General features: G+C 40.1%; 22 protein-coding genes. 13 read left to right on the top strand and 9 right to left on the bottom strand.

What is annotated here, in order from left to right; genetic code table 11:
* Positions 1–2: 2 nt before the first annotated feature.
* Entirely contained in the window at positions 3–2,450 is a 2,448-nt protein-coding gene (thrA, locus tag CKW03_RS04335; protein WP_093098753.1) for a bifunctional aspartate kinase/homoserine dehydrogenase I, read from the bottom strand.
* A gap of 480 nt (positions 2,451–2,930) precedes the next feature.
* On the opposite strand from thrA, the gene CKW03_RS04330 reads away from it, so the two are divergent.
* The gene (locus CKW03_RS04330; RefSeq protein ID WP_093098752.1) at positions 2,931–3,506 is read left to right on the top strand and encodes a C40 family peptidase; all 576 of its coding nucleotides are present in this window, start codon (positions 2,931–2,933) and stop codon (positions 3,504–3,506) included.
* A gap of 103 nt (positions 3,507–3,609) precedes the next feature.
* Positions 3,610–4,125: a phosphoribosyltransferase family protein gene (locus tag CKW03_RS04325; RefSeq protein ID WP_093098750.1), complete on the top strand. Its 516-nt coding sequence runs from the start codon at positions 3,610–3,612 to the stop codon at positions 4,123–4,125.
* 44 nt (positions 4,126–4,169) lie between these two features.
* Here the strand turns inward: CKW03_RS04325 and CKW03_RS04320 are convergent, their stop codons facing one another.
* The 6 genes from CKW03_RS04320 to CKW03_RS04295 form a co-directional block, all read right to left on the bottom strand.
* Positions 4,170–5,621, bottom strand: a complete 1,452-nt coding sequence (locus CKW03_RS04320) for a lytic transglycosylase domain-containing protein (RefSeq protein ID WP_093098749.1) — start codon at positions 5,619–5,621, stop codon at positions 4,170–4,172.
* Between the two features lie 151 nt (positions 5,622–5,772).
* Positions 5,773–5,988, bottom strand: a complete 216-nt coding sequence (locus CKW03_RS04315) for a Sec-independent protein translocase subunit TatA/TatB (RefSeq protein ID WP_093098747.1) — start codon at positions 5,986–5,988, stop codon at positions 5,773–5,775.
* Positions 5,989–6,063: 75 nt separating this feature from the next.
* A complete protein-coding gene (locus CKW03_RS04310; protein ID WP_093098746.1) occupies positions 6,064–7,341 on the bottom strand; it encodes a murein hydrolase activator EnvC family protein in 1,278 nt (425 codons plus the stop codon).
* 109 nt (positions 7,342–7,450) lie between these two features.
* Complete coding sequence (lolB1, locus tag CKW03_RS04305; RefSeq protein WP_236736514.1) at positions 7,451–8,233, bottom strand: lipoprotein insertase outer membrane protein LolB1; 783 nt, start codon at positions 8,231–8,233, stop codon at positions 7,451–7,453.
* The gene (locus tag CKW03_RS04300; RefSeq protein ID WP_093098744.1) at positions 8,211–9,917 is read right to left on the bottom strand and encodes a tetratricopeptide repeat protein; all 1,707 of its coding nucleotides are present in this window, start codon (positions 9,915–9,917) and stop codon (positions 8,211–8,213) included. Before CKW03_RS04300 ends, lolB1 begins: the two co-directional genes overlap by 23 nt.
* 570 nt (positions 9,918–10,487) lie before the next feature.
* Positions 10,488–10,703: a hypothetical protein gene (locus CKW03_RS04295; RefSeq protein WP_093098743.1), complete on the bottom strand. Its 216-nt coding sequence runs from the start codon at positions 10,701–10,703 to the stop codon at positions 10,488–10,490.
* A 957-nt stretch (positions 10,704–11,660) separates the two neighbouring features.
* Between CKW03_RS04295 and rplM the strand changes: the two genes are divergently transcribed.
* From rplM to CKW03_RS04240, 11 genes are all read left to right on the top strand, one after another.
* A complete protein-coding gene (gene rplM / locus CKW03_RS04290; RefSeq protein WP_093098741.1) occupies positions 11,661–12,104 on the top strand; it encodes a 50S ribosomal protein L13 in 444 nt (147 codons plus the stop codon).
* Between the two features lie 11 nt (positions 12,105–12,115).
* On the top strand, positions 12,116–12,502 hold the full coding sequence (gene rpsI, locus CKW03_RS04285) for a 30S ribosomal protein S9 (protein ID WP_093098740.1): 387 nt from the start codon (positions 12,116–12,118) through the stop codon (positions 12,500–12,502).
* Between the two features lie 18 nt (positions 12,503–12,520).
* Positions 12,521–13,327 (top strand): 30S ribosomal protein S2, encoded by an 807-nt coding sequence (gene rpsB, locus CKW03_RS04280; RefSeq protein WP_093098738.1) that lies wholly within the window; start codon positions 12,521–12,523, stop codon positions 13,325–13,327.
* Between the two features lie 191 nt (positions 13,328–13,518).
* Complete coding sequence (gene tsf / locus CKW03_RS04275; protein WP_093098737.1) at positions 13,519–14,355, top strand: translation elongation factor Ts; 837 nt, start codon at positions 13,519–13,521, stop codon at positions 14,353–14,355.
* A gap of 515 nt (positions 14,356–14,870) precedes the next feature.
* The gene (locus tag CKW03_RS04270; RefSeq protein ID WP_093098735.1) at positions 14,871–15,935 is read left to right on the top strand and encodes an AI-2E family transporter; all 1,065 of its coding nucleotides are present in this window, start codon (positions 14,871–14,873) and stop codon (positions 15,933–15,935) included.
* A gap of 169 nt (positions 15,936–16,104) precedes the next feature.
* A complete protein-coding gene (locus CKW03_RS04265) occupies positions 16,105–16,848 on the top strand; it encodes an SDR family NAD(P)-dependent oxidoreductase (protein WP_093098734.1) in 744 nt (247 codons plus the stop codon).
* A gap of 231 nt (positions 16,849–17,079) precedes the next feature.
* Entirely contained in the window at positions 17,080–17,946 is an 867-nt protein-coding gene (locus CKW03_RS04260) for a bifunctional transcriptional activator/DNA repair enzyme AdaA (RefSeq protein WP_093098732.1), read from the top strand.
* Positions 17,933–18,535 (top strand): alpha-ketoglutarate-dependent dioxygenase AlkB family protein, encoded by a 603-nt coding sequence (locus CKW03_RS04255; protein WP_093098731.1) that lies wholly within the window; start codon positions 17,933–17,935, stop codon positions 18,533–18,535. Before CKW03_RS04260 ends, CKW03_RS04255 begins: the two co-directional genes overlap by 14 nt.
* Before the next feature lie 153 nt (positions 18,536–18,688).
* Complete coding sequence (locus tag CKW03_RS04250; RefSeq protein ID WP_093098729.1) at positions 18,689–20,278, top strand: ABC-F family ATP-binding cassette domain-containing protein; 1,590 nt, start codon at positions 18,689–18,691, stop codon at positions 20,276–20,278.
* A gap of 16 nt (positions 20,279–20,294) precedes the next feature.
* Positions 20,295–20,831 carry a dihydrofolate reductase family protein gene (locus CKW03_RS04245; protein WP_093098728.1) on the top strand — a complete coding sequence of 179 codons (537 nt, stop codon included), beginning with the start codon at positions 20,295–20,297 and terminating at the stop codon, positions 20,829–20,831.
* A gap of 224 nt (positions 20,832–21,055) precedes the next feature.
* Entirely contained in the window at positions 21,056–21,580 is a 525-nt protein-coding gene (locus tag CKW03_RS04240; RefSeq protein ID WP_093098726.1) for a hypothetical protein, read from the top strand.
* A gap of 558 nt (positions 21,581–22,138) precedes the next feature.
* On the opposite strand, the gene CKW03_RS04230 is transcribed toward CKW03_RS04240, so the two are convergent.
* Together CKW03_RS04230 and CKW03_RS04225 are read right to left on the bottom strand one after the other, a co-directional pair.
* Positions 22,139–23,602, bottom strand: a complete 1,464-nt coding sequence (locus CKW03_RS04230; protein WP_093098724.1) for an LptF/LptG family permease — start codon at positions 23,600–23,602, stop codon at positions 22,139–22,141.
* Positions 23,603–23,811: 209 nt separating this feature from the next.
* Positions 23,812–24,189, bottom strand: a complete 378-nt coding sequence (locus CKW03_RS04225) for an START-like domain-containing protein (RefSeq protein ID WP_093098723.1) — start codon at positions 24,187–24,189, stop codon at positions 23,812–23,814.
* Positions 24,190–24,273 lie beyond the last annotated feature (84 nt).

The following is a 24,273-nucleotide window of genomic DNA, read 5'->3' as shown; positions in this document are numbered from 1 at the left end:
AATTAAGCGCCGACGTTGACTAAATCTGCGAATACACCTCCTGCAGTAACTTCTGCACCTGCACCTGGACCTTTCACGACCAATGGCCTTTCCTTATATCTTTCAGTCGTAAATGAAATGATATTATCACTGCCAGATAGCGCATAGAATGGATGGCTCTCATCGACCATTTGCAAACTAATGGCTACTTTACCATTTTCTAAGGTACCGATATAGCGGATAACCTTGCCTTGTTTTTCAGCTTCCTCTTTCAAATTATTGAAGTACTCGTCAGCCTTTAACAATTCAGCGTAGAACTCATCCACGGAATTTGCCTTCAAGCAGCTTTCCGGAAGTATATTACCTAATTGAACATCAGAGGACTCGATAGGATATCCTGCATCTCTTCCTAATATCAGCATCTTACGCATAAAGTCGATACCGCCTAGATCATCACGTGGATCGGGTTCTGTAAAGCCTAGCTCCTGTGCTTTCTTCACCACATCGTAGAATGAAGCATCTCCTCTGAAATTATTGAAGATATAGGAAATAGTACCGGATAGGATAGCTTCTATTTTCAACAAGCGGTCGCCGCTCATCATTAGGTCCTTCAGAACCCTCACTATCGGCAAACCAGCACCTACATTGGTTTCATAGAAGAAATCTACCCCATGCTTTCTAGCGGTCTCATGTAATAGTTTATATTGCGCATAATCGCCTGAGTTTGCAATCTTGTTACAAGTTACAATTGAGATATTCGATTTAAAGATATTTTCATAATAGGTCGAAGGCAATTTGCTTGCTGTATTATCGATAAATACACAGTTTGGCAGGTTCATCTCTTGCATCTTAGCTATGAACGTAGCTAGATCAGCAACCTCTCCATTCGCATCCATTTCTTCCTTCCAATTTCCTAGATCCACTCCATCAGCATTGAAATACATCCTTCTGGAGTTAGAGATACCCACAACCTTTACTTCAATATCATTTTGTTCTTCCAAGAAAGCATGTTGTTTATGTAATTGGCTGAACAAAGTAGAACCAATATTACCAGTACCGATATTGAATACGTGAAGAGTTTTCTTTAATTCAGCAAAGAACGCATCATGTACAGCATTGAGTGCCTTAGAAAGATCCTCCTTATTGATGATAACGGAGATATTGAACTCTGATGATCCTTGAGCTATTGCACGTACATTGATACCGTTACGGCCAAGCGCATGGAATAACTTACCAGACATGCCAGGCGTACGTTTCATGTTCTCCCCTACGATAGCCAAGATCGATAGATCGCTCTCTACCACTGGCAGGGATAACTTATTAGCCAAGAGCTCCAGTTCAAACTCGTTCTGGATAAGCTCAACGGCTTTTTGCGAATCACTTGGATTAACAGCAAAAGTGATACTATGTTCAGAAGAAGATTGGGTAATCAAGATGACGTTAATCTGCTCTCTAGCTAATAGGGTGAATAGGCGTCCACTGAAGCCAGACTTCCCAACCATGCCGCTACCCGTCAAGTTGATTACTGAAACATCAGAAATCGAGGATATCCCCTTTATAGGAAAACCAGACTTTCCGGTTTCGAACTGAATAACCGTTCCAGGAAATTTAGGCTGAAACGTATTGCGGATAACGATAGGGATCTTCTTCATAAAAGCCGGAACCATCGTCGGAGGATAGATAACCTTTGCTCCGAAATAAGAAAGCTCCATAGCTTCAGTATAGGAAAGTACAGGCAAAGAAAAAGCTTTCTTAACGATTCTAGGATCAGCAGTCAACATACCGTTCACATCGGTCCATATTTCAATGGCTGTTGCATTCAGTACCGAACCGAATATGGCAGCGGTATAATCCGAACCACCACGACCTAAAGTTGTGATCCTGCCTTTGTCATTAGAACCGATGAATCCAGTTACAAATAGGAGTTTATCGGCGTGAGTTTGAGAAAGAGCTTGGATTAATTGTGCGGTAAGGGGTTCGTTCAGGTGGGCATTACCAAAATTGGAGTCTGTCTTGATGTAGTGGGAAGCATTGATATACTCTGCTTCGGGAACCTCTTGCTCCATGATCTTGGCGACCAAATAATTGCTGCAACGTTCGCCGTAAGAGATGATCAGGTCCTTACTCTGATTACTCAGTTCCTTTAGTGCGGTTACCCCTTGCAACAGGTCTTCCAATTCATTGACCAAGAGCTTTAATCTGGTTAACACCGGATTTTGGAACTTCACAGCGATCAATTTCTTGACCACCTCAAAGTGTTTCTCCTCCAAGAGTTTCAGATCTTCGGCAAAAGGTTTGCCTTCAGCTGCATCTTCAGCCATTTTTGTCAACAGGTTGGTGATTCCTGACATCGCTGACAATACGACCAATGGCTTCTCTCCAGCTTCGTAAGATTCTTTTACGATTGCTAATACTGCTTTGATACTTTCTACGGAACCTACGGATGTCCCGCCAAATTTTAGGATTTTCATGCTTTCTTGCTCTGTTTATTTACTGTTTGTTTTTTCGTCATAAAAAAAGCCCTCCTCAAAAGAGGAAGGCTTCTAATATCTGTACTAATTACTATACAATAGAATCACTTCCTCCTGGTATTGCCCCCGGTGGTAATGATAATTGTAATAATAATAGATGCGTTTAACATTAATTTTGCTTTTGAATGCCCAAATATATTATTAAATTTTATATAACAATGTAGTTTTATTAAAAAAATTTAAAAAAATTGTAAAAAGTAGCCTTATATCAAAATAAGCCATTATTTAGATGTAACTCGACAAATAAAAGGTTGAACAGATAAAAAATACAAATGTTAAAAGTGTTAAAACTTTGTTAAATTTCTTTAAGAATGTTTTGAATTCTATACAGTATGTATTAGATTTGCTTCAGCTCGTTTGAAAAATTACAAAAAAATGAAGGTTTTCAGGGAGCTTATGGTTGTATAAATTAGCGATTTAATGAAAACAAAGAAACTAGTGGCAGTGATGCTATTCATAGGCTTATGTCTATTCTCGCAGGCTCAAACCAGCCAAAAATCCTCAGACCCTGATAACCTAGCAAAAGAATACTTCTCTCAAATCATGGGCGTTGCATCAAACGCTACTACGAACACAAAACTTTATCAATTTGTTTACGAATGGTTAGGAACTCCTTATCGCCTTGGTGGTGATTCTAAAAGAGGGATCGATTGTTCTAAATTCTCATTGGCAGTTTACGAAAATGTGTTCAACACTACGATCGGTTATAACAGCCGCAATCAATACTCCAACGTAACTCCTATTCGCAAGAATGATTTACAAGCAGGAGACTTAGTGTTCTTTAAGATTAGAAGCAGAAGCATTACTCACGTAGGTGTTTATTTAGGAGACGACAAATTTGCACATGCATCCTCAAGCAAAGGTGTCATGGTTAGTAACCTAAATGAAGCATACTGGAAAAGATATTATTACAACGGCGGCCGTCCTAAATTGGAAGATGGTGAGCGAATCATGACTGCCGATGCTAATCCAAATCAAAAAAGCAATCTTCACTAGATCAAACTAGAATTATAAAATATTAAAATAAAGTCCGAAAGTCATGCTTTCGGACTTTATTTTTTAAATTTTTGCTAAATTTACCCTTATCAAAAAAGCAACAATGTCATCTAAGAAAACACTTATCCTAAATAAAGAGCAGATCCACCAAAAGTCTAAACGTATTGCTTATCAAATCGTAGAAGATAACTTTGATGAGTCTACAATTGTACTTGTTGGTCTTGCTGACCGCGGTTATGTATTTGCTGAGCGCTTACAGAAGATATTAATGGAAATAGCACCTGATAAGACCTTTGAATTGATCAAGGTTACGGTGCAGAAAACCAAGCGTAATTTGGAGGCTACAACTGATGTACCGGTTGAAACAGCAAAGGATAAGGTAATTATCTTGATAGACGATGTTTTAAACAGCGGTAGGACGCTAGCTTATGGTCTGGGCGTGTTCCTTAATGTTCCCTTGAAACGCATGCGTACAGCCGTCCTAATCGACCGCAGCCACCATCAGTTCCCGGTGTTCAGTGATTACTATGGATTAAAGCTTTCAACCATCCTTAAAGAACATGTTGAGGTGGTCTTGGAAGAATTCGATAAAAAAGAAGATGCGGCCTATTTATCATAGCCGCATCTTTTCTTTTAAATTCTATTTGTTTAGGTAATCCCTCTTTAACTCTTACCCTTATAAATCTTCAGTTTCTGACCAATGCGAAGGTTTGACCCACGCAGGTTATTATCTGATTTTATCTTATTGACTGTTGCACCACGGTGCTTACCAGCGATCTCCGACAAGGTATCCCCTTTGCGCACCACATAGGTTACATAGGTAGGATTACTTTTCACCGTAGCCTTTGCACGGGTTGCAGCCACTACATTCTTCGTCAATTCCTCATCTATTGCTCTAGATACCACCAAAGACTTGCCGGTAATTGAACTCCTTGAGGTTAGATTGTTCCAAGCCATTAGGTTTTGGACAGTCACCCCATATTTTCTAGAGATCGTCTGCAGGGTCTCCCCTTTGGCTACCTCATGGTTTTTATCCTCTTTAACATCCACAGCGGCGATGGCTTTTTGAATAGCCTCATCCTGTGGATTATGCAGAGCAGCATAAATCAGGGAATCACTCATAGCCTCGTTCACCGGAATCACCAAGCGCCTTTGCTTCTCAGGACTGGCAATCACCACCTCACGCTTATAGCCTGGGTTCAATTGTTTCAGCAATTCAGGAGAACAGGTCAAGGCCGAAGCAAGTTGCTTCATATTGATCGATTTATCAAGCATCAACACCCTATGATCTGTTTGCAGGTCATTCACTTCCGTATTCAAGCCATACAGTTCAGCATGGTTCAAAACATAGGTCATCGCAATAAACTTAGGAATATAGTTTTGCGTCTCTTTAGGAAGGAAAGGAGACAATTCCCAGTAGTTCGGGCTATTCAATCCAGAACGGATAATTGCTCGACGTACACAGCCCCTACCACAATTGTATGAAGCCAGAGCCAACAACCAATCATTGAACTCATCATAAGCCTCCTTTAAATAACTGGATACTGCATAGGTTGTCGAATAAACATCCTTACGCTCATCAAAGTTAGAATCCATGGTCAGGTTATAAACCTTTGCCGTACCATAGATAAACTGCCATGGCCCTACAGCTCCAGAAGTTGAAACGGTATGTGGATTAAGGGAGGATTCGATGACTGACAGATACTTGACCTCATCAGGCACGCCTTGTTCGGCAAAGATCTGGTCATAGATCGGGAAATAATACTCGCTCAAGCCAAGCAGCTTTTCCATGTAAGGCTTATAGTTCCTGGAAATATACTTATCCAAGTAAGCCTTCACGCGGGCATTATATTCCAAGGGAACAGTTTTCTGTATCCTTTGGATACGTTGGGCAATATTGACGTCCTCCTCACTGAAGACAACGCCGCCACCTGCCAATTGCTTGACAGAATCCAACATCAGGAAAGTCTTTTCCTTATCTTTCTCTAATTGGTCAATAATATTGGCCTGAAAGGTGTCCCCAAAGAAGCTGGGGTCCGACTGCTGTTCCTGTGCGTATCCAAACTTCAGGACACACAAGCCTATTGTAACTAGGAAACTAATTTTTTTGTTCATAAGTAATCGCTACTGTAAAAACTATCTGTGTTAGTTCTTCGCTTATCGTTGGCAAATTGTGCCAATTCTTTTGGTTAGCTATAAAAAAAAAAGTTTCACCAGACACATTACATATCTAGTGAAACTCTATAAAATCTTTTAATGAATATAATTAACCTTGTTTGTTAACTGTATCATTATTAGCTGTTGTATTTGTGTTGCCTTCAGCATTTGGATCATCTTTTTGGCCTTCTTTGAATTCTTTCACGCCACGTCCTAACCCACGCATCAATTCAGGAATTTTCTTTCCCCCAAATAACAATAACGCCAATACCACGATAATGATAATCTCATTGGTACCGATAAATAATAATCCTGATGTATACATATTCTACTAATTTACTGATTCTTTTCTTTTAGTGTATCTAACAAATATATAGATAAATAATTTAAAACCCTGTAACTATCTTGCTATCCATATTGATGGATTCATCGAAGTTGTACCGCGATAAACACTCAAGTCAATGTAGGAATATCCCACCTCTGGATCCGAGTCTGCAGCACCGATTACGGTACCTGTCGAGATCTTCTGTCCCTTGCTTACGTTCACCGATTTCAGGTTAGAATAAGCTGTCAGATATTCACCATGTTGAACCACGACCGCATAAGATCCGATATTGATAACCTGCAATACAGTACCCTCAAATACGGTTTTTACAGGTGCCCCATCCGATGTACGGATACGGATGTAATCATAGAAGTCACGTACTCCACGTTCCACCGTCACACTACCGTAATTACGAACGATATTACCCTGTCCAACCGGCCAAGGTAGACGTCCTCTGTTGGATGAGAAACCAGCCGACAACTTGGTTGCTTCCGGCGAGTTGTTCAGCACGGCAGAACCAGTTTTCTTTTCAATTTTTTTCTCCGCTTCTGTAACAGTGGTACCCGTTTTCTTAGCTTCAGCTTCCGCCAATCTTCTTCTGCGCTCTTCCTCTGCTCTACGAGCTGCTTCCACCTCACGGGCAATGGCAGTTTTGATCGCTGCATCCAAACGCTTCTTCTCTTGCTGTTTCTTGGTCAATTGACCACGGAAGGTACGTTCCTCACGAGCCAATTGGTTCAGCTCTTGCGAGTGGGCTGCCTTATCCTTGGCAATGGTATTGCGCTCCGCTTCCTGTTCTTTCAACAGGGACTGTTGCGTCTTTTTATCTCTTTCCAATTGAGCAATCTTCAGCTCAATCTGTTTCTTCGTCCCTTCAATCTCGGCTACTTTTACCTTTCTGGCATCCGTAAATTGCTGTAGATATTTCACCCTTTTAAAGGCTTGGTTAAAGTCCTTTGAGGCGAAAATAAACATCATCTTATTGTAGGAGTTCTTGTTCCTGAATGCAAAGAGGATCATTTTTTCATAATCCTGTCTCATTTTTTCCAACTCCCCTTTAAGCTTGTCTACGATGGCATTATTCGAAGAGATGTTTTTGTTGATGATGCGCAACTCCGAGTTGATTGTACTGATTTTGTTCTCCCTTAAGTCCAACTGCTTACTCAGTGCAGAAACTTCCTTTTGTGAAAGTATCTTCTCTTGGGTCTTTGCACTTAATATTTTTTGGAGCTCAGCAATTTCTCTATCTATTCTTTCTCTTTGTTTCTTTAACTCCAAACTACTTTGTCCATAGCTCAAGCCAACAAATAGCAATAAGGAAAATATACTGAGTACAATCTTTTTAAAATCCATGAAATGTTAAATTCTTTCGTCTCTATTTTACAGAACTTCCAAAAATAAGGATATAGTTAATACGAAAATAATAAAAACACAATTTCTTTACATTCAATCGCCCTAGCAATTAATTGATTGCCCTATATCGGGACGGAATACTGAAATTCAGTTCCACGCCTTTATTGAATTCAGACTTGTTGTAAAGCATATCTGAGGACACTTTCGCACCACTACCTTCAATGTTTAACGTGAATCTTTGTGGAAAATTATGTCCGTCGATCACTGCAAATTCACTGTATTGGGCTTCCAGTTTATTGGATTTGCCCAACTCCATCAGGTTGAACAGCGTTGGTCGGTTGCTCTTGTTCACGCCATAATGAAAAGTTAAACCATCTTTAACCCCAATAACCTGTACATCTTCTTCACTGGTTGCAATCTGCAATTGATCGGTACGCAACATCTCTGTGGATATATTACCCACCAAGATATCTTGTAACATCCTAAAGGAAATACCTGGATTGGTATACCTATATATATAGGAAAAAGGTTTAGCGATATATTCGCTCTGCAATCTATTGATGATCTTCACACTGTCTGGAGTAATCAATACCCGGGCAGCTTCAATCCCCAACAAAGCAGTAACGGAAATCCAAATGGCTTTATCCCTTTCCATACGCACATTCAAGGTCACGTTTTGAGTTTCTTCACCAAACTGCACCCTCGCCTTTGCCCTTCCCGAAAAGGTTATAAAGTTCAAATTGTTCAATTCATAGGTACTCAAAAGGTCCTTACCCTTTGCTGTAGTCCCTGCATTGTCTTTCTTAACGGTTGCCTTTTTACTGGCACAAGCTGATGCAAGCATCAATACCGCCAAGACCAAACTGATTTTACTCAATATATTTCTTCTCACTGATTTTCTGTTTTAGCTTTTCCTTATCCAAGGCACTTCCCTCCGAAAAGGTCATCGCCTTCTCCCATTGTTTTAATGCTTCCTTAGTCTTTCCTAATTTGATCAGGATATCTCCATAATGATCAAACAATACGCCTGAAGGTTCTGAATTTTTGATGGCTTTCTCGATCCAGACCAAGGCCTCTTGATACTTACCTTGTTGGAACAGTACCCAAGCATAAGTATCTTGGAAAGTTCCAGAATTTGGCTCCATCTCGTTCGCCTTCTTGGCATATTCGGCAGCTTTTTCCAAATCTTTCTTTTGTAGCGAAAGGTAATAGGCCGCATTGTTCATCACCGTGACATTATTGCTATCCAATTTGATGGCCTCATCGTACGCCACTTCAGATGCCGATTCCATTTTGATTTCATGGTATAGATCACCCAGTCCACCATAAATCATGGATTTCACAAAGTCATTTTCATTGCCACTCTGATCCAGCGCACGCTCCAAGAACAACCTGGCATTGTTGGTATCCTTTTTCATCATATAGGCAACCCCAACAAAATAAGTGATGATCACATTCCCAGGATTATGGCTCAATGCCTCTTTTCCATCTACAATCGCTTCATCCAATTTATTCTGCGCCAATTCCACATTGATCAGCTTCCGCCAAGCATCCACATGCTGCGGGTTCATGCTTACCGTTGTTAGGTACAAAGATTTTGCCTGGTCAAGGTCGCCACGCATCCAAAGGATATCTCCCTTAAACATATGGCTATCTGGCATCCTAGGGTGCTTTAACACCAACGTGTTCGCCAAGTCCTGCAATTGATCCTTCGTAAAATCCTTATTGTTGTTCACCAAGTTCATCATGACACGATGCTTGTCGATAAAGGTAACCGCATCAGACTGGAATGCTTTCTTGATATTCTCAAAAGCCTGCGAACCTTTTTTCATCGCCATATTGGCGTCTGCCATATCCAAGTATAGCAGATCATCTTTGGTAGTGGACAACCCCTCTTCCAAAACGTTCAAGGCATCCTTCGGTTTTTTCTCGTCCATCAAGATGTAGCTCAGGCTGCTGTACACCTGGCGGATTGGCGACTTTTTCTTTCTCCATTGCTGAAGAACCTCATTCGCCTCTCTTGGGCGGTCCATATCCATCAAGATTTCAGCCTTCAGGACATCGAGCGTATCCGTTTCACCAAACTTGGCTTTCGTTTCCTCATATGTCTTCAATGCATCTTCCGATTTTTTACCGGCATGCTGCATCATGATCTTTTCGCGATATACTTGGGGATTGTTGGGCTGCTTCTTGATGAACTCATCCAATAACTCAACCGCAGAGGCAAAGTCACCTTTGCTCTTGTACAGTTCCAAAAGATGGTTGTTATAGAGAATGTTCTCAGGGGAAATCTTCACGGCCTCCTCAGCGGCAGGCAAGGCAACATCAAAGTTTCTAGCTTGAGCATATAACAAGGATTTGGCATAGTAGACCTCTGCCCCATTCGGATATTTTTCCAGGGTCTCCTCAATACTTTGCAAGGCATTTGCTAAATCACCGCTTTTCAGCTTGGACTCAATTGATGCCAATTGCTCCTTATAACCCTTATCATCCTTCAATTCTTGCGCAAACAACACTTGTCCCGCCATCAACATTATTCCCAGAACCAGGGGCTTGCACCATTGTAATATTCTCATCTAAATCTCTTTAATTATTCACCTTTTATCTTGCTTAGCGCACAGTCTAAGGCAATTCAAGGTAATAAATTAATTTTAAAGAGTACAAAAATGCAGAAAAGTTTAAATGAATATCTTTAAGAAATGTTAAATCACGATAAAATCACCCTTCATAATGTTTAATCACGCGTAATATTTCTGTGATAAGCTTATAATGCCAAAAGTCCAATTCATAAATAATTTGAAGGTAGAATTATACTAGGCAACCCCTTAGTTTGTTTGAATCCTTTATGTCCACAGATTGAAATCAACGGGTCTTTCATTATAGGATATTTGTAAGTTATTTCCCTCCCATTTTACCCAATGAAAATCTGCTTTAACTATGCGACCAAAACAGGGGTTTTATTCGAGGCATATTCGAGAATCATTCGGGAATGCTTCGGGAAGTTATCAAGGATATGGTTGTGCATTTTGCAAAAATTCCGAATGAGTCTCGAATGATGTTAAAATCAGCATTGCAAAGCTTGCAATAACTAAATTCAAGCTGGCATCCAATATTAGCCAAAGTGCATTTGAATATCAAAGGATTTTCTATGTTACTTTTGAAGCCCAAAAGTAACCAAACCGACGAAGGAGCTCAGTGACACCAATCGTATTGTTACTTTTGGAGCCCAAAAGTAACCAAAAGGCTTCGGCCCATTTAAGGTGGCTTTTCGCACAATCATCCACACATGAAAAGAATGCCTTGTTGTCGGGAATATCTTTCAAAAGACCATCCCTTTTGATGGGATGATCTTTTGGAAGCATTCCAAGGCCAATCCCATCGCACAGGTCGACGGCATTCTCTCCATCTCTCCGCCACTGGAAATGAGCCGGAGGCTAAAGGACTTCCTACGGAAGGATTGTGTTTGCAGAAAACCCCCAGCGGGGGTGACATCTTTGTAGAAAAATGTACCGTTTACCGGATAACCCCTGGAAGGGGTGAAATATTTTTCAATAAATCTACCCTAGGAAAGGAAATAGTTCGTTCGCTATGCTTTCGATGACAACAATTCTATAAAAATAAAAAAATAGATTCTTCGCTGTGCTCTGAATCCCTCTCAGGAGTATTAATTCTGAACGATTAGTGAAGAATCTGTACGATTCTCCACCTCATGACCTTGTCATTCTCAATCGAAGATTGAGGACCTGTACGCCAATGCAGCAATGGATGTTTTTCTTTTTGAAGGTTCTCATCTCTCCGAGACACTTCGTTCCTCAGTGTGACACCGGAAAAGAAAGGCCTTTTTAGCGATGTACTGCCCTAGAAGGGCAGAATTATTTTATAATTGGTATTGAACTATAAAGGGCTATTACAAAAATGATGTTCGATTAATCGAACATCATTTTTGCGCTACCTCCAGGCTAACGTGCCATGTCTGCTAAAATAATGGAACCCCAAAAGGGGTTATACCTCTAAATATAAAAAACCAATTTTTCGTATTGAACCTTGCTCTCCTCCTTCCCATAAATTCAGTCCAAATTTTATTCCCACGAATTGTCCAATCTGACAATCGCTTTAGTGAATACATTAATACACTTTGCTTAAGGAAAACCAAGGCCTAGTCTGGGATTTCTGCCATGCGGCTAAGACCATGAAAAACAGCCGTAAACAAAAAATAAAATTGGCTTTGAGAATTAAATTAAATTATTGTACCTTTGCAGACCTTATTGTAGTGATTACAGAAGGATTTAAAACATTATTAATTAATTAAATAAAAGCAAGTGAATACGTTAAGTTACAAAACTGTCTCTGCTAACAAGAACACCGTTAACAAAGAGTGGATCGTTGTTGACGCTGAAGGCGAGATTTTGGGGCGCTTGGCAAGCGAGATTGCGAAAGTGATCCGTGGAAAGCACAAGCCTTCATTCACCCCACACGTAGACTGTGGAGATAACGTGATTGTTATCAATGCAGACAAAGTTAGATTGACTGGAAACAAATTGGGCGACAAAGTTTATGTTCGCTACACAGGCTACCCAGGTGGTCAGCGTTTCGTTTCTCCAAAAGAGTTAATGGCAAAGCACCCAGAGCGCATCATTGAGAAAGCTGTTCGCGGGATGTTGCCTAAGAACCGTTTAGGACGTCAGTTATTTAAGAACCTATATGTTTATGCTGGAACAGAGCACAAGCATGAGGCTCAGAATCCAAAACCAGTTAAATTTTAAGGAGAACGATTATGTCAACAACTAACACTTCAGGAAGAAGAAAAACTGCTGTTGCCCGCATCTACTTAACAGCTGGCAATGGAAACATTACCGTAAACGGTAAAGATTACAAGGAATATTTTCCTACATTACCTTTGCAATACATCGTTACTCAATCCTTATTGGTAGCTGACTCTCTTGCAAATTTTGACATCAATGTTAACGTTCAAGGTGGTGGGGTAAAAGGCCAAGCAGAAGCAGTTCGCTTAGCGATTGCAAAAGCTTTGGTAGAGCTTAACCCAGAAGTAAAACCTGCTTTACGTGCTAAAGGTTTGATGACGCGTGATGACCGTATGGTTGAGCGTAAGAAACCAGGACGTCGTAAGGCTCGTAGAAGATTCCAATTCAGTAAACGTTAATATAAGGAGGATCAAAAAATGGCAAGAACAACATATCAAGAATTATTGGATGCAGGTGTTCACTTTGGTCACCTTACTCGTAAGTGGGATCCGAAAATGGCTAAGTACATTTTCATGGAACGCAATGGTATCCACATCATCGACTTGAACAAGACTCTTACAAAATTAGAAGAGGCAGCATCAGCGATCAAACAGATCGTAAAATCAGGTCGTAAAGTTTTATTCGTAGCTACAAAGAAACAAGCGAAAGAAATCGTGGCAGAACAAGCGAAAGCAGTAAACATGCCTTTCGTTACAGAACGTTGGTTAGGTGGTATGCTTACTAACTTTGCAACTGTTCGTAAATCAATCAAGAAAATGTCAAACATCGATAAAATGCAAAAAGATGGCACTTACGATGTATTGTCTAAAAAAGAAAAATTGATGATCCAACGTGAGCGTATCAAGTTAGAGAACCTTTTAGGAGGTATCGCAGACTTGAACCGTTTACCTGCTGCATTATTCATTATCGACGTTAAGAAAGAGCATATTGCGGTTGCAGAAGCGATGAAATTAAACATCCCTACTTTTGCAATGGTTGATACAAACTCTGACCCTACAAACATCGACTTCCCTATTCCAGCGAACGATGACGCGACTAAATCAATCAGCTTAATTGCAAGCGTAATTGGTAAAGCTATCATCGAAGGATTGGAAGAGCGCAAGCGCGATAAAGAAGAGGACGCGGAAAAAGAAGCTGCTGCTGCTAAAGCTGCAGTGGACAATGGTGAAGCTACTGAAGCGACTCCAGGAAAACGCACTCGTAAAGCGAAAGACGTAGAATAATCTTATTCTATAATATAAGCCGGATAGACAAGTGTTGGTTTCTGGAAGATCTGCTTCCTTTTACCGCCCCTGTCTTTCCGGTTTTTTTGCTGAAAGGCAAAAACCTATTGAACATTAAAAGTTAACATTCTGTTGATTTTAATTCAAGGAATGCTTAACACATCAATTGTAATTTTAACAAAAAATATACTATGTCAGTACAAATTTCTGCATCAGATGTAAACAAATTGCGTCAACAAACTGGCGCTGGTATGATGGACTGTAAAAAAGCATTAGTGGAAGCTAATGGTGATTTCGAAGCTGCTGTTGACTACCTACGTAAAAAAGGTGCTAAAGTTGCTGCTAGCCGTCAAGACCGCGACTCAAACGAAGGAGTAATTATTGCTAAAGCTGCGGCTGATGGCAAATCAGGTATCGTAGTTGAAGTAAACTGTGAGACTGACTTCGTAGCGAAGAACGCTGATTTCGTTGCATTTGCTGAATCAGTAGCTGACGCTGCGTTAGCGAACAGCCCTGCTACTCTAGAAGACCTAAAAGCATTGGAAATCGGTGGTACTAAAATCGCTGACTTATTGATCGAACAAACTGGTAAGATCGGTGAGAAAATCGACGTTTCTAAATTCGAAACTGTTGCTGCTGATAAAGTTGTTGCTTATATCCACGGTAACTACCGTCTAGGTGTATTGGTAGGCCTTTCTGCTGATGCTGCTGGTGTTGAAGAAGCTGGTAAAGACGTTGCTATGCAAATCGCTGCAATGAACCCAGTGGCTATCGATAAAGATGGCGTGGACACAAAAACTATCGAACGCGAACTTGAAATCGCTAAAGAACAAATCCGTGCTGAAGGTAAACCTGAAGAAATGGTAGAAAAAATCGCTCAAGGTAAATTGAACAAATTCTACAAAGAAAACACTTTATTGAACCAAGAGTTCGTTAAAGATTCTTCTAAATCTATCGCTCAGTTCTTGGATTCAGTTGCTAAAGGATTGACTGTCACTGCTTTCAAACGTGTACAATTAGGCGCGTAAGCATTATAAAATAAGAAAAGCCCATCCCCTAAAAGGATGGGCTTTTCTTGTTTTATAGATTTGAGATGTGAGATATGAGTATTGAGATAGTAAATTTCCCAAAATAGATTTGAGATGTGAGATATGAGTATTGAGATGGTAAACTTTCCAAAATAGATTTGAGATGTGAGATATGAGTATTGAGATGGTAAACTTCCAAAAATAGATTTGAGATGTGAGATATGAGTATTGAGATAGTAACCTTTCTAGCACATTTTATTAAAAATAGATTTGAGATGTGGGATATGAGTATGGAGGTAGTAAACTTTCTATAAGCTTTTTGAAAGATTTGATTTTAATTTTTCTCCAATCTGCAAACCACATCAACCAAACTACAGTTTAGTAGATTATAGATATAAGGAAAGGAAATGAAGTGAGTGATGCTTGGTAATGTTTTAGCGTTATGCTATCTCCTATCCCAAATCTCACATCTCATATCCCATAATTCGCATCTATTCCTTAAATTGCTACTGAATATGAGAACGAAGCAGATTAACAACAATTCCATCAACCAGATCATGTTGATTATCATCATTATCCTGGTATGTATCCTAATTTTCAAGAACCTATACTATTATTTGCCGGGCTTCTTAGGAGCGATTACTTTATATGTGCTGTTCAGAAACAGCTATTTTAAGCTGACGGAAAGGAGAAAATGGAACAAGATCCTGACCAGTCTCCTGTTTATTCTCATATCGATAGTCTTTATTGTATTGCCGATCTGGGCCCTGGTGGATTATTTGGTCCCACAGATTACCAGTTTCCTGAACAATACGGATAAGATCGTCTCTCAATTTAATCTCTTGAAGGAATATATGGCAGACAAGCCCTTCCTGAAGGATATAGATATGTCTGATGAGGCCTTGCTCAATATGTTGCAACGGTTTACCAAATATGTACCCAGCATCTTGAATTCAGTGGCGGAGGTCATGATCAATATTATAGTGGCCTTGTTTGTGCTCTATTTTATGTTGGTCTATGGTAGACAAATGGAAAGCTATATTTCCAGCGGCGTGCCTTTCTCGCCAAAAAGCAAACTAGAACTATGGAAAGAATTTGACTCCATGGTTCGTTCCAATGCCATCGGTATTCCAATTTTAGGATTTTTCCAAGGTTTGGTGGCTATGCTAGGCTATTGGATCTTCGGGGTGGATAACTTTATCCTGATGGGTATGCTGACTGGTATTGCTTCCATTGTTCCAGTCTTGGGAACCATGACTATCTATGTACCATTAGGAATCATTACCCTAGCTGGCGGTGAAACCGCCAATGGTATCGGTATTCTCCTATATGGCTTCCTGTTGATCGGAAGTATCGATAATATCTTACGTTTTACCATCCTTAAGACCTTAGGGAATGTCCCTCCGCTGATCACTGTATTTGGGGTGCTATTGGGATTGAAATTGTTTGGTATGTTGGGATTGATCTTCGGACCATTGATCCTTTCTTCTGTGGGGGTATTGATCAAGGTTTACTCCAACGAATACGGCAAAGGAGATTCCATTATCTTGAGTACAGACAGTCCCGAAAAAACCGAATAAAAGAAATACTATTCATATCAGGTAAGGCTTGAGTTTATGATTATCAAAAGATTGTAAGCTTTGACTTGCACTTTCCTATTAAAGTCATAATCAGCTTTTTGGATGACAAAAGTCACATAACTGCACTTGTTTTCTTTGTATCTTATTATCAAAATAATAAGCGAACAATATGAAACAACTAAATGACAAAGTGGCTATTGTAACCGGAGGTGTTTCCGGCATTGGGAAGGCGATCGTTGAACTTTTTGTAAAAGAAGGTGCTAAAGTTGTTATAGCGGATCTGAACGAAAAGTTAGGTGAAGAATTGATCAATAATCTCGGCGAAGGGAATGTCATCTTTATTAAAGCAGATGCATCTTCTGCTGAGGACAATAAAAAAATTGTGGAGGCTGCCATCGAGAATTTCGGAGCCCTACATATTGCAGTAAACAATGCGGGTATTGGTGGAGAGTCCAACGCTGTTGCTGACCTATCCATCGAAGGTTGGAAGAAGGTTATCGACATCAATCTCAATGGGGTATTCTATGGCATGCACTATCAGATCCCAGAGATTGAGAAGGTGGGCGGTAGCATTATCAATATGGCATCCATCCTTGGAGCAGTTGGTTTTGCAAAATCTTCGGCATACGTTGCAGCCAAACATGGTGTAGTGGGATTGACCCAAGCGGCAGGTTGGGAATATGCGACCAAAGGAGTTCGCATCAATGCCATTGGTCCTGGATTTATTGCCACCCCATTAGTGGAGGCTAACCTGGACGCAGATTCCTTGAAATATCTAGAAACACAGCATGCTTTCCAACGCTTGGGTAAGCCGGAAGAAGTAGCCGAGTTGGCTTTATGGCTGGCTTCGGATAAAGCTTCGTTTGTGACGGCATCCTATTATCCAGTGGATGGCGGTTATTTAGCGAAATAAAAAAAACGAAAGGCAATTGAAAAAATTGCCTTTCGTTTTTTTAGATGGGAAATGTAGGAAGCGGGCGAATTCAATTCGCCCTACGAAAATTGGGAATCTTTCTAGCGGAATAATGATCTTGGTCCATCCTCCCATCTCGAACATCCTGGTTCAACCTCATATTATTCTAGGTTCTTTGTAAATTAGCAAGATTCGGATTTTTATTATTCCGATTAGTGTGCAAATTTGAATATGGAAAAGTCGCAACAAGAGTTAAACTATGATCGTATTGCCAAGGCGATACTGTTTATCCAGGATCACTTTCAGGAGAAACCTAGCTTGGAAGAGATAGCGGAGCATGTTCATTTAAGCCCTTTTCATTTTCAGCGTTTGTTTTCGGATTGGGTCGGGACCAGCCCGAAGAAATTCCTTCAGTATACACAGGTCAATTATGCCAAGAAATTGCTGAAGGAGGAAAAACGGACCCTATTTGACACCCATATCTTGACCGGTGTTGGCAGTACCAGCAGATTGCACGATATGTTTGTTCAAATCGAAGGCATGACACCAGCGGAATTTAAACAAGGTGCTGAGGGACTATCCATCGCCTATAGTTTTCAGGACAGTCCTTTTGGAAAATGCCTGATTGCCTCTACGGAGAAAGGGATCTGTTACCTGGCTTTCGTCGATGATGATGCCGCAGGGTTGGCTGAGTTAGAACACTCCTTTGAGAAGGCAGTATTTATCGCCGAGGAGAAAGCCATCCATCGGGAAGCCCTATCAATCTTCAACCTGGAAGATTCTTCCTTAAAACGCATTAAACTGCATCTAAAAGGAACGGCATTCCAGCTGAAGGTATGGCAGGCCTTGCTATCCATTCCAATGGGGGAATTGAACTCCTATAAGGAAATCGCAGAAAAGGTAGGTAATCCTAGTGCGTCGAGGGCAGTCGGAACGGCAATCGGGAGCAATCCAATCGCCTATTTGATTCCTTGCCACCGCGTTATACAGACTTCGGGGCACACTGGAGGATATCGATGGAACCCTTTGCGCAAAACACTGATGTTGGGCTGGGAATTTGCTAAGACTGATAAAGAAAATCACAATGAAGTTATTTAATACTGCTGATCCTAGTAAAAATCTATTGCCTTATGATGGATGCGTTAACTATTACGGCATAGTCTGTGATTCCGAAAAAGGTTATTTTGAAAAGTTAATGTATGGCATTGAATGGAAAAATGATCAGGCAGTCATCTTCGGGAGGCATATCGAAACCAAGCGAAAAGTAGCTTGGTATGGTGATAAAAGATTTGAATATAGCTATTCCAATATCCTGAAAATTGCACAACCCTGGACAGAGGTATTGCTTGAACTAAAGGAAATCGTGGAAAGAGAATCCGGAGAGACTTTCAATTCCTGCTTGCTCAATCTTTACCATGATGGTTCCGAAGGAATGGCATGGCATAGTGATGGAGAAAAGGACCTGAAAAAACATGGAGCAATCGCCTCCCTTACCTTTGGTGCAGAGCGCAAGTTTTCATTCAAACATAAAAACTCCAAGGAGAAGATTGATATTTTCTTGGAAGATGGCAGCTTGCTGATCATGAAAGATCAAACCCAGGACCATTGGTTACATAGGCTCCCTCCCACTAAAACCATACATGGGGCACGGATAAACCTAACTTTTAGAACAATAGAAAATGCATAAGGCAATAGAAATCATGCATTAAAAATAAAAATTCTATATTTGCAGTACTATTAATCAAAACAGGATATATGTAATACCCAATTTCTTTCCGAAAACAGTTAACAAAGCATTTGAATGCTTTTCGATGGTTTTATCTCTTAAGCGAAAGGAATTATGGTTATTATACAGAACGCAACATATATCCACCCCAATAAAGATATTTTATTTCAAGGCCTTAACCTGGTCGTCAATAAGCAAGAAAAAATTGCACTGATCGGCAATAACGGTGTAGGCAAATCCACTTTACTCAAAGCCATAGCTTCGGAGGTCAAGCTGCATGCTGGTTCGATTGATTGTGCAAGTACGCCTTACTACATTCCACAATTATTGGACAAGTACAATGCTATGAGCATTGCGCAGGTATTGGCAATTGAGGATAAATTAAAAGCTTTTCATGCTATACTCGAGGGACAGATGGACGAGCAGCTCCTCGACATCCTCAATGATGATTGGACTATTGAGGACAGGGTTCAACAGGCCCTAAACCGATGGAACCTAATAGGATTAAAATTAGATCAGCCTTTATCGACATTAAGTGGTGGACAGAAGACCAAGGTTTTCTTGGCGGGCATCGACATCCATGATCCGGAACTGATCTTGATGGATGAACCAAGCAACCACCTTGATCTGGAATCCAGGGAACTGCTTTATCAATTTATAGAAAATTGCAACAAAACACTATTGCTGGTAAGCCATGATCGAGCACTTCTAAGGCTAATCCCAGAAATGGCAGAGATGAGCAAAAATGGCATCTCAAAATATGGCGGGAATTACGAGTTTTTTGCTGAGCAGAAGGAAATTGCCCTGAACGCCTTGGATCATGATGTAAAATCCAAGGAAAAGGAGTTACGCAAAGCCAAAGACAGAGAACGTGAAGCCCTAGAAAGGCAGAACAAGCTCAATGCCCGTGGGAAGAAAAAGCAGGAAAAAGCCGGTATCCCGAAGATCTTAATGGGTGCCTTGAAAAATAAGGCCGAGGGTAGTAGCGCCAAACTAAAGGGTGTACATCAGGAAAAGATCACAGGTATCCAACAAAACCTGAGAGATCTCAGGTCGAATTTACCGGAAATCGACCAAATGAAATTCGGATTCGAGGAATCTGGTCTTCCAGTTGGGAAAATTCTACTGGAGATAGATGGAGTCAACCTTCAAATCAATGGGAACGACCTTTGGAAACAAAACTTGGATTTCCAACTAAAATATGGAGATAGGATCGCGATCAAAGGCAATAACGGGTCTGGAAAGACCAGTTTAATCAAGCTAATGATTGGCGAAATAGCTCCGAGTGAAGGCAAGATTAAAAAAGCAGACTTTAATTATGTTTATGTCGACCAGGATTATTCTATGGTCAGCTCTTCAAAATCAGTCTATGAGATGGCACAGTCCTTTAACCAATCTGGTTTATTGGAGCATGAGGTTAAGATTCGTTTGAACAGATTTTTATTTCCCAAAGAAAGTTGGGACAAAAGTTGTCTGGTACTGAGTGGTGGCGAGCGCATGCGACTTTTATTGTGTTGTTTAAACATTAGTAGCAAATCGCCTGATATCATCATATTGGATGAACCTACAAACAATATCGATATTCAAAATATTGAAATACTAACCGCAGCCATACAATCCTACCAAGGGACCTTGATTGTAGTATCCCATGATCAATACTTTTTGGAGGATATAGGCATCAAAGAGAACATCACCCTACACTAAAAGAAGAAAGGAAAATATGAAAAAAATCATTTATTACGTAGCCTCCTCCGTAGATGGATTTATCTCTGGAGAGCAGGATAATGTGAGTGGATTTACCTATGAAGGTGAAGCCATAAAGCAATATATAGAAGATCTAAAGGCATTCAATCATGTATTGATGGGGAGAAAGACCTATGAATTTGGCTATCAATTCGGTGTGAAACCAGGTGATCCCTCTCCTACTTATGCCCACATGACGCAATACATACTTTCCAATAACTTGACATTTGAAAATAAACATGAACAGGTAAAGGTTGTCCCATTGGAGATTGAACGAATCCAGAAACTAAAGGAAAAAGCAGATACTGATATCTATTTATGCGGAGGTGGTCAATTAGCAGGTTGGTTGTTAAACAACAATTTATTGGATGAGGTAAAAATCAAGCTCAATCCGGTTATCATTGGTTCTGGCACGAAACTATTTGAAGGAGTCAAAAAGAACTATGCGCTATCCCTAATATCCGATAAAAATTATGATGATGGAATGAAAATCGTGCATTACGCTATTAAGTAGTGAGTTTGTTAAATTTAATTTCAAAAATATTTTATTACTTAAAAGAAAATATACATTTTTGTAATGGGCATGTTTGAATTATTATAAAAATGAATAATCATAATTAACCAAACAAAAATTTATACATAAGTGTTTGATTGTAAAACACTTTAGCTTAAATTTGAAGTAATCAAATATTAATTAACCAGCTTACCAGTATCAGTAACCAAATTTGGGATCATATCATGAAAGGAAGATTGCTACTCTTTTTAATTTTTACCATCCTTATAGGATGTAAAGAGGAAGATATGTCTCCTATCGAAGGTGAATTTGACAAGTCACTCTTGGAAAAATACATCTGGAAAAATGATATCCTGATTGATGAGGTTTTCACAGACAACAGCAGTCCAGAACATTATAACCGTGTAACGACCTTAAGTTTTACAGCAACCCAATATACCCATACGGTTCAGGATTCAGTGAACAATAGCTTTGTGTTGAAAGGGAATAAGGATCAGGTAAAGACCGCCGATAGGATTTCGGAATATTGGGGTGATTATTCTTTCAATGGTCAGGACTCGACCTTGGTTTTTTCATATCGGGTGAACGAAAAGCTGTTCAACAGGTTAAATCTTTCCAGCGATTCAATGATTATTTATAATACCTATAAGATCATCAACCTATCGGAGGATGAATTGACCTTGAAATTGACAAATGATTCGGTGCTGCATGGTTATAATCCAGTCATGACTTTTAAACCGATTAAATAATCGGAGATATTAAATACAAGAAGGAGCTAGTGAAAATTCATTAGCTCCTTCTTTTTTTGAACCAGGATGTTCGGGATGGGAGGATGGACCAAGATCATGGGAAGAACCAGGATATTCGGGATGGGAGGATGGACCAAGATCAATTTACCAACAGAAAGGTATCCAATTTTCGTAGGGGCGAATTGAATTCGCCCGCAACATACATTTGAACCAGGATGTTCGGGATGGGAGGATAAGCCAAGATCATGGGAAGAACCAGGATGTTCGGGATGAGAGGATGGACCAAAATCAATTTACCACCAGAAAGGTATCCAATTTTCGTGGGGATGAATTGAATTCGCCCGCAACATACATTTGAACCAGGATGTTCGGGATGGGAGGATCGACCAAGATCATGGGAAGATCCAGGATGTTCGGGATGAGAGGATAAGCCAAGATTATTATTTGCTTGAAAGCTGTCCAATTCTGTATGGTCGTATCGAATATGCCCGCTTAGAAATAAAAAGAAAAAGGAGTTGTCTGGGTAGACAACTCCTTCTGATTTACTCGTAATTATTATTAAGAAGTAGTACTTTTTGTTTCTTTCTTTTTCTGGACAAAACCAAGGATCTTATTCCAGATGGCTTGTGCCTTCATCTTATATTGATCTGCATCAAATAAGGCAGAATCTGAGGTTGATTTATAAGTCAGGAAGATGGCTAGTGGTGTCAGGACGATAATGGCCATCCACATGCCCCACATTGGGGTCAGACTAGCATCCTTCGCTGCTTTCTCGGCTAAGGTCGCAATAACATGGTAGATTAGGAAAAATATAATCGCCATAACCACTGGCAGCCCTAAACCTCCTTTTCGGATAATCGCCCCTAAAGGTGCCCCTATTCCAAAAAGTAAGAGACAGGATACCGCTAGGGTAAACTTCCTGTGCCATTCGATGTCATATCGAACATCCTTTTCGGCATATGGAGTGAATTCCGCATCCCTATTGACCGCCATGTCCTTTATTTGTCTTGCCTGGCTCAAGCCATTGTTAATGGCCATTCGCAATTGTCCATTTTTATCCAGATCAGGCAAGGAAACCTTGGCTTTCGTTCTGCCGGGACTGTTCTCCCTGAAGTATGGGGAATAATAATTGACATATCGCTTTGCTTCGGCCGCATTGACCAGTTCTAAGCTATCGATATAAACTCTATTGGAATCGGAATATAATCGCAGTTGCTTTAGATTCAACATCTGATGATGGGATTTGAATAGGTCTTGGTCCGTCCTATTCATCTGAAAACTACCCATATCAAACTTGGTTGTCGTCTCTTTGAACCTGAATCGTGTAAATTGTTGTCTCGGATCGTAACGTTTCGCGTTTTCTACACGCGCATCCTCATATCGTACACCGTCCTTTAATTCAAGGACCATGTAGTTATTGTCGGCTGAATTTTGGATAAAGCCTTCCTTAGCGAATGTAACATTGCTAGCTGTCCCTCCAGATGGATGTTCATAGATCATCAGGTCTTTCAAAGTGGTTCCATCTTCACTTTTTCCTTTTGCACGGATACTATAGCCTGGAATGGTATTATTAAATACGCCAGGTTTGATAAAGAAATCCGCTTTTTTCTTACGGACATCATATAACAGGGAACCCATTTTTAAGTTGACCACCGGAAGGATATAATCCGAGAAGAAAAAGGATCCGGCACTAAATAGGCCTACCACAATAAATAAGGGGGTCATGGCCTTACGTAGCGAAACACCGGCCGCCTTGATGGCCACGAGTTCATAACTTTCGCCCAAGTTACCAAAGGTCATGATGGACGAAAGGAGCATGGACAGAGGAAGCGCCATGGAAAGCTGTACGGCACATTGATAAGCTAAAAGCTCTAAAATCACATACCATTGAAAACCCTTTCCGATTAGGTCATCGATGTACTTGAACAAAAACAGCATCAACAGTACAAACATGACAATAAAGAAAGTCACCAAAAAGGGCTTAATAAATGCTTGTAATATGAGTAAGTTTACTTTTTTCATGTAATATCAATAGGACCATTTGACAAAATCCCTTCGGAAAGAGATGGTCTTGCAGCAAAGATACACTTTTTGTGAACGGAAAAATGTTAGAAAAAAGTTAATGTGGTCGTAAAACAATCCAGCTTTCTCGATTTCTGATGGATGAAGAAAGATGGATATAAAGAGGCCTCCAAAAAATATTTAGAGGCCTGCATTACTATAAGTATTTTTTATGCTCCGATAACCCTTTGCAGGTAACCGATGGAGTTGTTCCAAATCAATTTTCTATCGTCCAAATTGTCTTCTTTCACATAATCTGTAACACTCAATGCTACGTCATTGGTCAATTCATCTTGGATGATTTCAATTTCGAAGAAATAGGGTTCATCATCCAACCATTTGAATTTAACGCTTTTGTTTTCTTTAGTTGCGATCAACTTCGCGCGGTGGGATTCATTATCCCAAATAAATTCATAGATACCATCGTGATAATTCACATCATCTGCAAACCATTGAGCAAGCTCATTTGGCTCCTGAAGGTAAGGAAAGAGGATTCTAGGTGAAGAATTTAATACATATTCTAAATTTAATTTAATCTTTTCTGCCATTTGATATGTATAAGTAGATCTTAATATTTTTGTTAGTACTCAATACGCATGGATTACATGCTACTTTTTGTAAGTATAATGAAT

This window comes from Sphingobacterium mizutaii (assembly GCF_900187125.1).
GTDB classification, from domain to species: Bacteria; Bacteroidota; Bacteroidia; order Sphingobacteriales; family Sphingobacteriaceae; genus Sphingobacterium; species Sphingobacterium mizutaii.
This window is presented reverse-complemented; position numbering and strand designations above follow the sequence as displayed.